The sequence below is a fragment of the Rathayibacter sp. AY1C9 genome, assembly GCF_002932315.1.
Classification (GTDB): Bacteria; Actinomycetota; Actinomycetes; order Actinomycetales; family Microbacteriaceae; genus Rathayibacter.
Map to the genome: position 1 here is coordinate 60,013 of NZ_PSVZ01000003.1, position 14,151 is coordinate 74,163.

A 14,151-nucleotide genomic window follows, 5' to 3' on the forward strand; every position below is an offset into this window, starting at 1 on the left:
CGCGCAGTGACGTTCCGCACTCTGGACTCACTGGGCTCCCTCGCAGGCAAGCGCGTCGTCGTCCGCTGCGATCTGAACGTCCCCCTGAAGGACGGAACGATCACGGACGACGGCCGCGTGCGCGCGTCGGTGCCCACGCTCCAGCGTCTGGTCTCCGAGGGCGCCCGAGTCGTGGTCGTGAGCCACCTCGGGCGCCCCGAGGGGAAGCCCGAGGCGAAGTACAGCCTCGCTCCCGTCGCCGCCCGCCTCGGCGAGCTGCTCGACGCTTCGGTGGCCTTCGCCGAGGACACCGTCGGGGAGGCGGCCTCGGCCGCCGTCGACGCCCTCGAGGACGGCCAGGTCGTCGTCCTCGAGAACCTCCGGTTCAACGCCGGCGAGACGAGCAAGGACGAAGCCGAGCGCCGCACCTTCGCCGAGAAGCTGGCCGCCTACGGCGACGCCTTCGTCTCCGACGGGTTCGGCGTCGTGCACCGCAAGCAGGCGAGCGTCTACGAGCTCGCCGAGCTTCTCCCCAGCGCCGCCGGCACGCTGATCGCGGCCGAGCTCGAGGTGCTGGAGCGGCTCACCGAGAAGCCCGAGCGCCCCTACGCGGTCGTCCTCGGCGGCTCGAAGGTCTCGGACAAGCTCGGCGTGATCGAGCACCTGCTGCCGAAGGTCGACTCGATCCTCATCGGCGGCGGAATGCTGTTCACCTTCCTCAAGGCCCAGGGCCACGAGGTCGGCGCCAGCCTGCTGGAGGCGGACCAGGTCGACACCGTGCTCGGCTACCTCGCGAAGGCGAAGGAGCTGGGCGTGGAGATCGTCCTGCCGACGGACGTCGTCGTGGCGTCGGAGTTCGGCCCCGACGCCGAGCACCAGGTCGCCTCGGCCGACGCGATCGAGGGCACGCCCTTCGGTGAGAAGGGCCTCGGCCTGGACATCGGACCGGACACCGCCGCGCACTTCGCCGAGATCATCGCGGCGTCCGAGACGGTGTTCTGGAACGGCCCCATGGGCGTCTTCGAGCTCGAGCCGTTCGCGGCGGGCACCAAGACCGTCGCGCAGGCGCTCACCGAGGTCGACGGCCTCAGCGTCGTCGGCGGAGGCGACTCCGCCGCGGCCGTCCGCGCCCTCGGGTTCCGCGACGACCAGTTCGGCCACATCTCGACGGGAGGCGGAGCGAGCCTCGAATTCCTCGAGGGCAAGCGCCTCCCCGGACTGGAGGTCCTCGGATGGTAGACACCGCCGCCCGCACCCCGCTCATCGCCGGCAACTGGAAGATGAACCTGGACCACCTCCAGGCCATCGCCTTCGTGCAGAAGCTGGCGTGGAGCCTCAAGGACGCCGACCACGACTTCGACGGTGTCGAGGTCGCGGTGTTCCCGCCCTTCACGGACCTCCGGCCCGTGCAGATCCTCGTCGACTCGGACAAGCTGCCGCTCAAGTACGGCGCGCAGGACGTCTCGAAGTTCGACAGCGGCGCCTACACCGGTGAGATCTCGGGCCAGTTCCTGAAGCAGCTCGACTGCGATTACGTGATCGTCGGCCACTCGGAGCGTCGCACGCTCCACGGCGAGACGGACGCGGACATCGCCGCCAAGTCGGCCGCGGCCGTCAATCACGGCGTCGCTCCGATCATCTGCGTCGGCGAGACCGCGGAGGACCTCGAGAAGCACGGCCCGTCGGCTGTGCCGGTCGCCCAGCTGAAGGAGGCCCTCACCGGCCTCCCCGCGGACGCCGACCTCGTCGTCGCCTACGAGCCGGTCTGGGCCATCGGCTCCGGACAGGCCGCGACGCCCGAGCAGGCCCAGCAGGTCTGCAAGGCGCTCCGCGGAGTCGTCGCCGACGTCCTCGGCGCCGACACCGCCGCGAAGACCCGCATCCTCTACGGCGGCTCCGTGAAGTCCGGAAACATCGCCGGCTTCATGCGCGAGCCCGACGTCGACGGAGCACTCGTCGGAGGCGCCAGCCTCCAGGTCGACGAGTTCGCGGCGATCGCACGATTCCGGAACCACGTCGGGGTCTGAGCTGCTGCGACGAGAGGGCGGGCCCATCGGGCCCGCCCTCTCGTCGTCCACGCCGCTCCCTGCACGGCGTGGCGCGGTCGGCTTCGCGACGGGGCGCGGTTCCGAGAGCGGGATGCGTTCGGCTACGTCGATCCGCTGGGACGCGGATCGCCGGTTCGCCTCGCTTCGTCCACGCCGCTCCCCGCGCGGCGTGGCGGGGTCGGCTTCGCGACGGGGCGGGGTTCCGAGAGCGGGATGCGTTCGGCTACGGAGATCCGCTGGGACGCGGATCGCCGGTTCGCCTCGGAGATCCCACACCGGCTTCGCGCGTTGGCCGGTGCGGTGCTGTCGGCTCGTCGCGGGGTGCTCTCCGAGAGAGTGGCGCGTTCGGCTCGATCGGTCCGCTGGTACGTGGATCACAGGCTCGCGGTCCGGCGACTGAAGAGGTTGTCGAGGGCACCGCGACGAGGCCACCCGCTCCGCCCCTCGACGGACACTCGTATACATCGCCCCGAACACGGGACGACGCATTCCTCGCGGATTCGCAGGCGCCGTTATACTCGTCGGGGCGCGCAACGCGCCAGAACTTCGAAAGGTACCGCGTGGACATCCTCCAGGTCGTGCTCCAGGTCATCCTGGGCATCACGAGCCTCCTGCTCACCATGCTGATCCTGCTCCACAAGGGGCGCGGCGGCGGTCTGTCCGACATGTTCGGGGGCGGAGTCACCTCCAACCTCGGCGCGTCGGGCGTCGCCGAGCGCAACCTCAACCGCATCACCGTGATCCTGGGCGTCGTCTGGCTGGCCTGCATCGTGGTGCTCGGACTCATCACCAAGTTCACCACCGGAGCATAGGGGTACTCGCAATGGCATCAGGCGGCAGTGCAATCCGCGGTTCGCGCGTCGGCGCAGGACCCATGGGCGAGCAGGACCGGGGCTTCCACGCGGAGCGCGTCGCGGTCTCCTACTGGGACGCTCTCGGCAATGAGACGGTGCGCCACTTCTCGGCGGCCCTCCCCGAGGACGAGATACCCGAGGTGATCGACTCCCCGCAGTCCGGTCTCCCCGCGGGCCGCGACCGGGCGAACCCGCCCCAGGTCGCGAAGACCGAGCCCTACAAGACGCACCTCGCCTACGTGAAGGAGCGCCGCACCGAGGCCGAGGCGGCTCAGCTCCTCGAGGAGGCGCTGCAGCAGCTGCGCGCCCGACGAGGCACCGCGACCCCGTCCTGATCCTCACCGCACGACGAATGACGGAAGGCCCGCCCCCTCAGGGGACGGGCCTTCCGTCGTTTCCGGACCGGCCTCAGTAGCTCGGAGCGATGAGCGACTCGGGGACCTCGGCCGCAGCCTCCTGGTCGACGAAGAACACCGTGCGCTTGCGACCGAACGCGCCCGACGCGGGCACCTCGTTCGTGCTGGCACCCGCGAGCGCGAGGCCCAGGGCCGAGGCCTTGTCGGCGCCGGCGAGCACCATCCAGATGCGGTCCGACTGGTTGATCAGCGGCAGCGTGAGGGTGAGGCGCTCCGGCGGCGGCTTCGGCGAGTTGCGGACGGCGAGGACGCCGGGAGTCGTGGAGCGGATCGCGGAGCGCTCGGGGAACAGCGACGCGATGTGCCCGTCCGGCCCGACACCGAGGAAGGTGATGTCGAAGCGCGGGTAGTCGCGCCCCTCGGAGGCGTGCTCGCGCAGCTCCGCGTCGTAGGCAGCGGCGGCGCCGTCGAGGTCCAGACCCTCGTCCGAGGCCGGGTAAGAGTGCACGTTCGCCGCCGGCACGTCGAGGACGCTGAAGAGGTCCCCCGCCTGGACGTCGTTGCGGTCCTCGTGGCCGCGGGGCACCCAGCGCTCATCGCCCCACCAGAAGTGCACGCGCGACCAGTCCACGTTGCCGGCGGCGGAGGAGGAGCCGATCTCCTTGAGCGTGGCGGCTCCCATCGTCCCTCCGGTGAGCACGACGTTCGCCGAACCCAGGTCGTCGAGGACGTCGATCGTCTTGGTGAGGAACCGGGCGGCGACCGAGCCGGCGAGGGTCTGCTTGTCGCGGTGGACCAGCACGCGGCGTTCGGTGGTCATCTCAGGGGACTCCTTCGGGTTCGGGTGCCGATCGGCGGGGTTCGGCTCCGTGTCGGGAAGCTCTGAGGCGTGGGCGCCCTGGACGGGCGCCCACGCCTCAGGAGGCGCTGCGGGCCTCGGCCTTCTCAGTGAGCATGTCGACCCCGCGCGAGATCACTTCACCGTACAGGTCATCCGGGTCGAGCCGGCGCAGCTCCTCCGCCAGGCAGTCCCGGAGGCTGCGGCGGGGGAGCGAGATGTCGTGGACCGGCTGATCGGGCTGCGTGAGCGTCGCGACGTTGGGCACCGAGCGCTCGAGCTCGATCACTCCGGAGTCGCGGATGAGCCGCACGCCGTGGATCCCGCTGGACCCGGTGGCGCTGATCGTGAGCTCGTGGTCGACGGGGATGTCGAGCTCGAGCTGCAGCCAGGCGGCGAGCAGGATCGTCGAGGGGGAGTCGGGCGCGCCCGAGACCTCGACGGCCGTGATCGGCTCGTAGGGCGGCTGGTCGAGCACTGCTGCGAGCTGCGCGCGCCAGAGGGTGAGGCGGGTCCAGGCGAAGTCGGTGTCGCCGGGGGCATAGGTGGAGGCGAGGTGGTGCAGCGCCTCCGCCGGGTTCGACTGGGCCGACGCGTCGGTGATCCGCCGGGTGGCGATCCGGCCGATCGGGGACGCGGAGGCGTTGTCCGGAGCGCTGTTCGGCCACCAGGCCACGACGGGGGCGTCGGGGAGGAGCAGGCCCGTGACCAGGCTCTCCTCGTCCTCGGCCGCGTCCCCGTAGGGACGGAGCACGACGACCTCGCTCGCGCCGGCGTCGCCTCCGACCCGGATCTGCGCGTCGACCCGCGCCGTCGCGTCGACCGGGACCGTGGTGGTGCCGTCGTCTTTCGAGACCACGATGACGCGCATCGGGTGCTCGCGGGACGCGTCGTTCGCGGCTTCGATGGCCTCCTCCTCGTGACCCCGGGAGGTCGCGATGATGAGGGTGAGGACGCGGCCGAGGGCGACGGCGCCGCCCTCCTCGCGGATCTTGACGAGGGTCTTCGAGACCTCGCTCGTCGTGGTGTCGGGCAGATCGACGATCATGGACGCCTCCAGGTGCGGCCGTCGCGGGCGAGGAGCTCGTCGGCGGAATCGGGGCCCCAGGTTCCGGGGCGGTACTGCTCGGGCTGGCCCTGCGTGGCCCAGAACTCCTCGATCGGGTCGAGGATCTTCCAGGACAGCTCGACCTCCTCGTGCCGGGGGAAGAGCGGCGGCTCGCCCAGGAGGACGTCGAGGATGAGACGCTCGTAGGCCTCGGGACTCGCCTCGGTGAACGCGTGGCCGTAGCCGAAGTCCATCGTCACGTCGCGCACCTGCATGCCGGCGCCGGGCACCTTCGAGCCGAAGCGCATGGTGACGCCCTCGTCGGGCTGGACCCGGATGACGAGCGCGTTCTGGCCCAGCGACGTGGTCTGGCTCTCGGCGAAGAGCTGCTTCGGTGCCCGCTTGAACACGACCGCGATCTCGGTGACGCGGCGGCCGAGGCGCTTGCCGGCCCGCAGGTAGAACGGCACGCCGGCCCAGCGTCGGGTGCCGATGTCCAGGCGCATGGCGGCATAGGTCTCGGTGGTCGAGGTGGGGCTCATGCCGTCCTCCTCGAGGAAGCCGAGCACCTTCTCGCCGCCCTGCCAGCCGCCGGCGTACTGCCCGCGGGCGGTCGCGGTGGAGAGGTCGGCGGGGAGGCGGACGGCCGCGAGGACCTTCTCCTTCTCCGCACGGAGGTCGGCCGCGTCGAACGAGATCGGCTCCTCCATGGCGGTCAGGGCGAGCAGCTGCAGCAGGTGGTTCTGGATGACGTCGCGCGCCGCTCCGATGCCGTCGTAGTAGCCCGCGCGCCCGCCCACGCCGATGTCCTCGGCCATGGTGATCTGCACGTGGTCGACGTAGTTCGAGTTCCAGAGCGGCTCGTACATCATGTTGGCGAAGCGGAGGGCCAGGATGTTCTGGACCGTCTCCTTGCCGAGGTAGTGGTCGATCCGGAAGACGGAGTCGGGCGGGAAGACCGACTCGACGACGTCGTTCAGCTCGCGAGCCGTCTTCAGGTCGCTGCCGAACGGCTTCTCGATGACGACGCGGCGCCACTGGCCGTCCTTCTGCTCGGCGAGGCCGGAGCTGCGCAGCTGCTCGGTGACCTGCGGGAAGGACTTCGGGGGGATCGAGAGGTAGAAGGCGAAGTTGCCGTTCGTGCCGCGCTCGCGGTCGAGGTCGTCGACGGTCGTCTTCAGGCGGGCGAACGCCTCGGGGTCGTCGAACTCGCCCTGCACGAACCTGATGCCCTGCGCGAGCTGCGCCCAGACCTCCTCGTGGAACTCGGTGCGGGCGTGCTTCTTCACGGAGTCGTGGACGACCTGCTCGAAGTCCTGGTCGTCCCAGTCGCGCCGGGCGAATCCGACGAGGGCGAAGCCGGGAGGCAGGAGGCCGCGGTTGGCGAGATCGTAGACCGCGGGCATGAGCTTCTTGCGGGAGAGGTCGCCGGTCACGCCGAAGATGACGAGGCCGCTGGGCCCGGCGATCCGGTTCAACCGGCGGTCGAAGCTCAACCTCAGCGGATTGAACTCGGGGGTGATGTCCACAGACATGTGCAGTGTCCTTCTGTGTGCCGGTGGGACCGGCGCACTGCTATCGGTGAGAGAGGGGGAGGAGCGGGCGGGCCCGGCTGCTGCCCCGGGAAGTGGTCGCGGGACGACCGCGGGCACGCCGCCGCGCGCTCGAGAGCGCAGCGGCGGCGTGCCCGTCGGATCAGGTGTTGAGGGCCTCGAAGAGCGCCTCGAGGTCGGCCTCGGGGTCGGTCAGCGTGAGGGTCAGCACCGGCCGGCCGTGCTCGGCGAGCACGCTCGCGTCGCCGGCGGCCTGCGCCAGGATGAGCTGGCCGAAGGTGAACGGGCTGTCCGGGATCTCGAGGTCCACGTCGGAGCGCTCGGTGATCTGGAGGAACACGCCGGTCGGCGCCCCGCCCTTGTGGTACTGCCCGGTCGAGTGCAGGAAGCGCGGGCCCCACCCGAAGGTGACGGGGCGCTGGGCCTGCGCGGCGAGGAGGTCGCGCACGCCCTCGAGCTGCGGGAGCGCGAGGCGGTCGACGTACGCCTGGATCGAGACGTAGCCGCCGTCGCCCAGCTGCGCGAGGAGGCGGTCGACAGCGGCGGCGACGGTCGAGACGCCCTCGGTGACGCTGCTGCTGCCGGTGACCTCGATGCCCGCGTCGGTGAACGCGGGCGCCTCGGGCTCGGGGCGCTTCTCGAGCAGGGCCCGGGTCGCGACCTTCGCCGACTCGACGTCGGGCTGGTCGAACGGGTTGATGCCCAGGAGGCGACCCGCGACGGCGACGGCGTACTCCCACGTGAGCATCTGAGCGCCGAGCGAGCCGGAGAGGAGGATCTCGCCCTCGTGGCGGTCGCGCGGGAACAGGTGCAGCGCCGTGGCGTCCTCGACCAGGCGGACGACCTGCACGTCGGGCAGGTCCTCCGAGAGCTCGGGGGCCAGCGTGCCGAGGACGACGGGGAGGATGCCCGTGCCGTCCTTGCCGGTGGACTCGGCGATGAGCTGCTCCGCCCAGTCGGCGAAGCCGACGATGTCGGTCCCGTCGGCGACGATCGCGAGCTTGTCGCGGCGCGGGCTGGTCGCGGCGATCGCCGCTCCGAGGATCAGGCCCGGGTTCTCGGGGGAGTCCACGGCGAGCCCGAGGGAGGCCTCGGCCGCCTCGTCGAGGAGGGCCTCGATGTCGGCGCCGGCGAGCCCGGACGGCACGAGGCCGAACGCGGAGAGCGCCGAGAAGCGCCCGCCGATGTTCGGGTCGGCGTTGAACACGCGGTAGCCGGCCTCGCGGGAGGAGGTGTCCAGGGGCGAGCCCGGGTCGGTCACGATGACGATGCGGTCGAGCGGATCGATGCCCGCCTCCGTGAACGCCTTCTCGTAGGCCTTCTTCTGGCTCGCGGTCTCGACGGTCGAGCCGGACTTCGAGGAGATGACGACCGCGGTCGACGCGAGCCGGTCGTTCAGGGCCGCGAGCACCTGGCCGGGCGCTGTCGAGTCGAGCACGGTGAGCTCGACGCCGGCGGTGCGGGTGATGACCTCGGGCGCGAGCGAGGAGCCGCCCATGCCGCCGAGGACGATGTGGTCGACGCCCTTGGCCTGGAACTCCTCGCGCAGGGCGAGGATCTGGGGGATCAGGGGGCGGGAGACGGTGGTCGACTCGGTCCACCCGAGGCGCTTGGCCGCCTCCTCCTCCGCCGCGGCGCCCCACAGGGTGGGGACCTGGGCGGTGATGCCGGAGGCGACCTCGTCGGCGACGAGCTCCGGGACGACGCGGTCGACGGCCTTCTCGGCGTCTCCGCTGACGTGGATCTGGATGGCCATGATCAGGCCTGCGCCTTCGCGCCCTCGAGCGCCGCGGTGACGGTGTCGAGCAGCTCGTTCCAGGAGACGATGAACTTCTCCACGCCCTCCTTCTCGAGCAGCTCGGTGACGTCGGCGTACGAGACGCCCTGCGCCGCGACGGCGTCGAGGACGGCGTTCGCGTCGGCGTACGAGCCCGTGACGGTGTCGCCGGTGATGACGCCGTGGTCGAAGGTCGCCTCGAGGGTCTTCTCGGGCATCGTGTTGACCACGCCGGCCGCGACGAGCTCGGTCACGTAGAGGGTGTCGGGGAGGTCGGTCGACTTGACGCCGGTCGAGGCCCAGAGGGGGCGCTGGCGGTTGGCGCCGGACTCCTGGAGCAGCAGGGCGCGCTCGGTGGCGAACGCCTCGACGAAGACCTCGTAGGCCAGCTGCGCGTTGGCGACGCCGGACTTGCTCTTGAGGGCGCGGGCCTCGTCGGTGCCGACGGCCTCGAGGCGCTTGTCGATCTCGGTGTCGACGCGCGAGACGAAGAACGAGGCGACGGAGTGGATGGTCGACAGGTCGATGCCGGCGTCCTTGGCCTTCTCGAGGCCGGCCAGGTACGCGTTGATGACGGCGCGGTAGCGGGCGAGCGAGAAGATCAGGGTGACGTTCACCGAGATGCCGGAGCCGATGACCTCCGTGATGGCCTCGAGGCCCTCGACGGTCGCGGGGATCTTGATCATCGCGTTGGGGCGGTCGACCTTGGCCCAGAGGGCCTTGGCCTGCTCTATGGTGCCCTGGGCGTCGTGCGCCAGGCCGGGCTCGACCTCGATCGACACGCGGCCGTCGTAGCCGTTGGTCGCGTCGTAGATCGGGCGGAAGATGTCGGACGCCGCGGCGACGTCGTCGGTGGTGATCTCGAAGACGGCGTCGGTCACCGAGGTGCCGGCGGAGGCGAGCTCGCGCACCTGGGCGTCGTAGGACTCGCCGTTGGTCAGGGCCGCGGCGAAGATCGTGGGGTTCGTGGTGACTCCGACGACGTTCTTCTCCTCGATGAGCTTCTGCAGCCCTCCGGTGGAGATGCGCGAGCGGGAGAGGTCGTCGAGCCAGATGCTGACGCCGGCGGCGGAGAGCTCTGCGGTGGGGGTGTTCTCGGTCATGTCTCTTCTTCTTCTGCGTAGGTGGTGCGTGGTGTGAGGGGGAGCCGCTGCTCCGACGGCGAAGGCCGCGTCCGTGGTGGACGCGGCCTTCGGGTCAGGAGGCTGCGAGCGACTCCTTGGCGGCGGACAGTGCCGCCTCGGTGGTGATCCCGAACTCGCGGAACAGGGTCTTGTAGTCGGCCGAGGCGCCGAAGTGCTCGATCGAGACGGAGCGGCCGGCGTCGCCGACGTACTTCTGCCAGCCCAGGCTCAGGCCGGCCTCGATCGAGACGCGCGCCTTCACCGAGGAGGGCAGGACCTTCTCGCGGTACTCGGCGTCCTGCTCCTCGAACCACTCGAGGGACGGAGCCGAGACGACGCGGGCGTTGACGCCCTCGCTCCTCAGGGCCTCGCGCGCCTCGACGGCGATCTGGACCTCGGAGCCGGTCGCGATGAAGATCACGTCCGGGGTGCCGCCCGGCGCCTCGGCCAGGATGTAGGCACCACGGGCGACGTTCGCGGCGGAGGCGAAGGTCTCGCCCTCCGCGTCGCCCTCGCCGCGCTCGAACACCGGGATGTTCTGACGGGTGAGCGCGAGGCCGGCGGGGCCCTCGCGGCGCTCGAGGATGGTCTTCCAGGCGTAGGCGACCTCGTTCGCGTCGCCGGGGCGGACGATGTCCAGGCCCGGGATCGCGCGGAGGGTCGACAGCTGCTCGACCGGCTGGTGCGTCGGGCCGTCCTCGCCGAGCGCCACGGAGTCGTGGGTCCAGACGTAGATGGCCGGCGCCTTCATGAGCGCGGCGAGACGGACCGCCGGGCGCATGTAGTCGGAGAAGATCAGGAAGGTGCCGCCGAAGGGGCGGGTGTTGCCGTGCAGGACGATCCCGTTGAGGATCGCGCCCATGGCGTGCTCGCGGATGCCGAAGTGCAGCACGCGGCCGCCCTTCTTCCCGGTCCACTCGTGGGTCGAGAACTCCGTCGGGACGAAGGAGCCGGCTCCCTCGATCGTCGTGTTGTTCGACTCGGCGAGGTCGGCGGAGCCGCCCCACAGCTCGGGGATCACGCCGGCGAGGGCGTTGATGACCTTGCCGGATGCAGCGCGGGTCGAGACCTCCTTGCCGGGCTCGAAGACGGGGAGCGCCTCCTGGACGCCCTCGGGCAGCTCGCCCGAGAGGACCCGGTCGAGCAGCTCCTTCTTCTCGGGGTTCGCGGACGCCCAGGCGGCGAGCTGCTCGTCCCACTCGGCGTGCTGGGCCTGGCCGCGCTCGACGGCCTTGCGGGTGTGCTCGATGACCTCGTCGGCGACGTCGAAGGTCTTCTCGGGGTCGAAGCCGAGCACCTCCTTGAGTCCGCGGAGCTCGTCGGCGCCCAGGGCGGAGCCGTGGATCTTGCCGGTGTTCTGCTTCTTCGGCGACGGCCAGCCGATGATGGTGCGCAGGATGATGAACGACGGCTTGTCGGTCTCGCCCTTCGCGGCCTCGATCGCGGCGTGCAGCTCGGCGACATCCTCGTGGTACTCGCCCGTCTTCTTCCAGTCGACGACCTGGACCTGCCAGTCGTAGGCCTCGTAGCGCGCCTTGACGTCCTCGGTGAAGGCGATGTTGGTGTCGTCCTCGATCGAGATCTGGTTGGAGTCGTAGATGACGACCAGGTTGCCGAGCTTCTGGTGGCCGGCCAGCGAGGAGGCCTCGCTGGTGACGCCCTCCTGCAGGTCGCCGTCGCCGGCGATCACGTAGACGAAGTGGTCGAACGGGGAGGTGCCCGCGGCGGCCTCCGGGTCGAACAGGTCGCGCTCGAAGCGCGAGGCGTAGGCGAAGCCCACGGCGGAGGCGAGGCCCTGGCCGAGCGGCCCGGTGGTGATCTCGACGCCGTCGGTGTGGCCGTACTCCGGGTGGCCCGGGGTCTTCGAGCCCCAGGTGCGCAGCGCCTTGAGGTCGTCGAGCTCGAGTCCGTAGCCGCCCAGGTAGAACTGGACGTACTGGGTCAGCGACGAGTGGCCGACCGACAGGATGAACCGGTCGCGGCCGATCCAGGTCGCGTCGGACGGATCGCGGCGCATGACCTTCTGGAACAGGAGGTAGGCGGCGGGCGCGAGGCTCATGGCGGTTCCGGGATGGCCGTTGCCGACCTTCTCGACCGCATCCGCGGCGAGAACCCTCGCCGTGTCGACTGCCTTCTCGTCAATGGATTCCCATTGCAGTTCTGACACTTGGTACTGACCCTTCTCGAGACGTGGGGCAGACGGGGACCGTCCGCCCTCTCGCATGGTGGAGCACGCCGCATGACGACTTCGACACGATGCTCCGGCGACGGCCCTCTCGGCCCCGTGCCGACGATCGTCGGGCGGGCTCGGGTGCGTGCCGGGCGCTCTGGCGAGCAGTCCCGAGTATACGGAGGGGGGTGCGCCGCTGACCGGGGGTTGCGTGGTCGCATATGTCTGCGTCCGATTGGACAAGCGTGCACGCCGGGCCCGGCTCCCGGACGGGCGCATTACACTCGTTCGGGATCATCGAATCGTTAGAGGAGCAATGGACGCAGTCGTGGAGACCACCGCCGTCGAGCGGGACGGGGCGTCGCCGACGACCCTCTCGCGCAAGGTGAAGGCCTTCGTCGCTCTGACGAAGCCGCGCGTGATCGAGCTGCTCCTCGTGGTGACCGCTCCGACGATGATCCTGGCGCAGGGCGGGATCCCGAACCTGCTGCTGGTCCTCAACGTCCTGATCGGCGGCGCCCTGAGCGCCGGGTCGGCGGGCGCGTTCAACTGCTACTTCGACCGCGACATCGACCGGATCATGAACCGGACGAAGAACCGGCCGCTCGTGACCGGAGAGATCTCGGACCGGTCCGCGCTCGTCTTCGCGACCACGATCGGCGTCCTGTCGATCGTCTGGCTCGGCCTCACGGCCAACTGGCTCTCCGCGGGCCTCTCGCTCGCCGCGATCCTCATCTACGTCGTGTTCTACACGCTCTTCCTCAAGCGCCGGACGCCGCAGAACATCGTGTGGGGCGGCATCGCGGGCTGCATGCCGGTGCTGATCGGCTGGGCGGCGGTCACCGGCTCGCTCGACTGGGCCCCCGTCATCCTCTTCTCCGTCATCTTCCTCTGGACGCCGCCGCACTACTGGCCGCTGTCGATGAAGTACCGGGACGACTACCAGGCCGCCGGCGTGCCGATGCTGGCCGTCGTGCGCGGACGCACGATCGTCGGGCTCCAGGTCATCCTCTACGCCTGGGCCACCGTCGCCTGCTCGCTCCTGCTGATCCCCGTCGCCGGCATGGGGGTGCTCTACACGGTGGTCGCGCTCGGCAGCGGAGTCTGGTTCATCGCCGAGACGCACCGCCTCTACAGCCTCGCTATCCGTCACGAGCACGTCTCGCCGATGCGGGTGTTCCACGGGTCCATCGGATACCTCACCCTGCTCTTCCTCGCCGTCGGCATCGACCCGCTGCTGCCCTTCTGATGGTGACGCCGTTCTCCTTGCTCGCCGAGCGGGTGACCCTCGGTCCGCGCGCACTGCGCTGGGGGACCACCGCGGCGCTCGTCGCGAGCATCCTGATCATCTTCTTCGGGGGCGTCGTCCGGCTGACCGGCTCGGGCCTCGGCTGCCCCACCTGGCCGGCGTGCGAGCCGGGCTCGCTCACCTCGACACCCGAGCTCGGGATCCACGGCTTCATCGAGTTCACGAACCGCGCGTTCACCGGCGTCCTCGTGGTCGCGGTGGGCTGGGCGATCACGGCCGCGCGCCTGCAGAAGCCGCGCGACCGCACCATGACCCGGCTCGCTTGGTCGCAGTTCTGGCTCGTCGTCGCGAACGCCCTCGCGGGCGGCGCGACCGTCCACTCGGGCCTCAACCCGTACATCGTGGCCGGGCACTTCGTTCTCGCCATCGCCCTCCTCACCACCACCGCACTGACGTGGCACCGCGCCCACCGCTCGCAGTCCGTGGCCTTCGAGCCTGACCGCCCGACGCGGGCGCTCAGCATCGGGCTCGTCGGCCTGACGCTCCTCGTGATCCTCGTGGGGACCCTCGTGACGGGGACCGGCCCGCACGCCGGCGACTCCGCGGAGGTGCCCCGCATGCAGTTCCACTGGGAGAGCGTGACCGTCGTCCACGGCGTGCTCGGCACGGCGGTGCTCGTCGTGGGCGCCGCGCTGCTCCTGCGACTGTCGCGGGCGGCGGGCTCGGAACTCGCCCGGCGGCGCGTGGTCGCCTTCCTCGTGGTCGTCGTGCTGCAGGCGCTGGTCGGGGTCGCGCAGTCGCTCACCGCGCTGCCCGAGACGCTCGTCGCGGTGCACCTGCTCGGCTCGGCGCTCATCTGGGTCGGCGCGGTCCGCGTGCTGCTCGACGTCAACCCGAGGCTGTTCACCGTGCGCGCCCAGCGCCGGGACGCCGCCCAGGAGCTCCAGCCCGCCGCCTGACCGCGGGCTCCGGCTCGGCGGAGAGCAGGTGCCGCCGGAGGCGCAGGAGCACGCGGGGGAGCGCCCGCAGCGGGAGGTCGGCCGCGATCGCGCGGGCGAGAGGGCCGAACGCCCGTGCGGGACCGGTCGGCAGGCCGGCGCCCACCAGTGCGGTCACGAGTCGTGCGGGGATCGGGGTCGATGCGTCGTTCGTCAT

General features: G+C 70.8%; 12 protein-coding genes. 6 read left to right on the top strand and 6 right to left on the bottom strand.

Translation table 11 applies throughout. From position 1 onward, the window contains the following. Positions 1-6: 6 nt before the first annotated feature. From C5D09_RS03695 to C5D09_RS03710, 4 genes are all read left to right on the top strand, one after another. Positions 7-1,218, top strand: coding sequence for a phosphoglycerate kinase (locus C5D09_RS03695; RefSeq protein ID WP_104268634.1), 1,212 nt, complete (start codon positions 7-9; stop codon positions 1,216-1,218). Beyond that, complete coding sequence (gene tpiA, locus C5D09_RS03700; RefSeq protein WP_104221913.1) at positions 1,212-2,006, top strand: triose-phosphate isomerase; 795 nt, start codon at positions 1,212-1,214, stop codon at positions 2,004-2,006. Before C5D09_RS03695 ends, tpiA begins: the two co-directional genes overlap by 7 nt. A 581-nt stretch (positions 2,007-2,587) precedes the next feature. Continuing rightward, positions 2,588-2,839, top strand: a complete 252-nt coding sequence (secG, locus tag C5D09_RS03705; RefSeq protein ID WP_104221915.1) for a preprotein translocase subunit SecG — start codon at positions 2,588-2,590, stop codon at positions 2,837-2,839. An 11-nt stretch (positions 2,840-2,850) separates the two neighbouring features. Continuing rightward, on the top strand, positions 2,851-3,216 hold the full coding sequence (locus C5D09_RS03710) for an RNA polymerase-binding protein RbpA (RefSeq protein ID WP_055791968.1): 366 nt from the start codon (positions 2,851-2,853) through the stop codon (positions 3,214-3,216). 73 nt (positions 3,217-3,289) lie between these two features. On the opposite strand, the gene pgl is transcribed toward C5D09_RS03710, so the two are convergent. The 6 genes from pgl to tkt all read right to left on the bottom strand — a co-directional run bounded on the left by pgl (position 3,290) and on the right by tkt (position 11,744). Beyond that, positions 3,290-4,057: a 6-phosphogluconolactonase gene (gene pgl, locus C5D09_RS03715; protein ID WP_104221917.1), complete on the bottom strand. Its 768-nt coding sequence runs from the start codon at positions 4,055-4,057 to the stop codon at positions 3,290-3,292. Between the two features lie 97 nt (positions 4,058-4,154). Further along, entirely contained in the window at positions 4,155-5,123 is a 969-nt protein-coding gene (locus tag C5D09_RS03720; RefSeq protein WP_104232638.1) for a glucose-6-phosphate dehydrogenase assembly protein OpcA, read from the bottom strand. Continuing rightward, positions 5,120-6,658, bottom strand: coding sequence for a glucose-6-phosphate dehydrogenase (gene zwf / locus C5D09_RS03725; RefSeq protein ID WP_104246802.1), 1,539 nt, complete (start codon positions 6,656-6,658; stop codon positions 5,120-5,122). Before zwf ends, C5D09_RS03720 begins: the two co-directional genes overlap by 4 nt. A gap of 160 nt (positions 6,659-6,818) precedes the next feature. Beyond that, the gene (locus tag C5D09_RS03730; RefSeq protein WP_104221922.1) at positions 6,819-8,432 is read right to left on the bottom strand and encodes a glucose-6-phosphate isomerase; all 1,614 of its coding nucleotides are present in this window, start codon (positions 8,430-8,432) and stop codon (positions 6,819-6,821) included. Between the two features lie 2 nt (positions 8,433-8,434). Then, positions 8,435-9,556 carry a transaldolase gene (tal, locus tag C5D09_RS03735; RefSeq protein WP_104221924.1) on the bottom strand — a complete coding sequence of 374 codons (1,122 nt, stop codon included), beginning with the start codon at positions 9,554-9,556 and terminating at the stop codon, positions 8,435-8,437. Positions 9,557-9,650: 94 nt separating this feature from the next. Further along, entirely contained in the window at positions 9,651-11,744 is a 2,094-nt protein-coding gene (gene tkt / locus C5D09_RS03740) for a transketolase (RefSeq protein WP_104268635.1), read from the bottom strand. A 319-nt stretch (positions 11,745-12,063) separates the two neighbouring features. Between tkt and C5D09_RS03745 the strand changes: the two genes are divergently transcribed. Beyond that, positions 12,064-12,996 carry a heme o synthase gene (locus C5D09_RS03745; RefSeq protein ID WP_104232635.1) on the top strand — a complete coding sequence of 311 codons (933 nt, stop codon included), beginning with the start codon at positions 12,064-12,066 and terminating at the stop codon, positions 12,994-12,996. Next, the gene (locus C5D09_RS03750) at positions 12,996-13,955 is read left to right on the top strand and encodes a heme A synthase (protein ID WP_104246804.1); all 960 of its coding nucleotides are present in this window, start codon (positions 12,996-12,998) and stop codon (positions 13,953-13,955) included. The genes C5D09_RS03745 and C5D09_RS03750 overlap by 1 nt, the downstream gene beginning before the upstream one ends. Positions 13,956-14,151 lie beyond the last annotated feature (196 nt).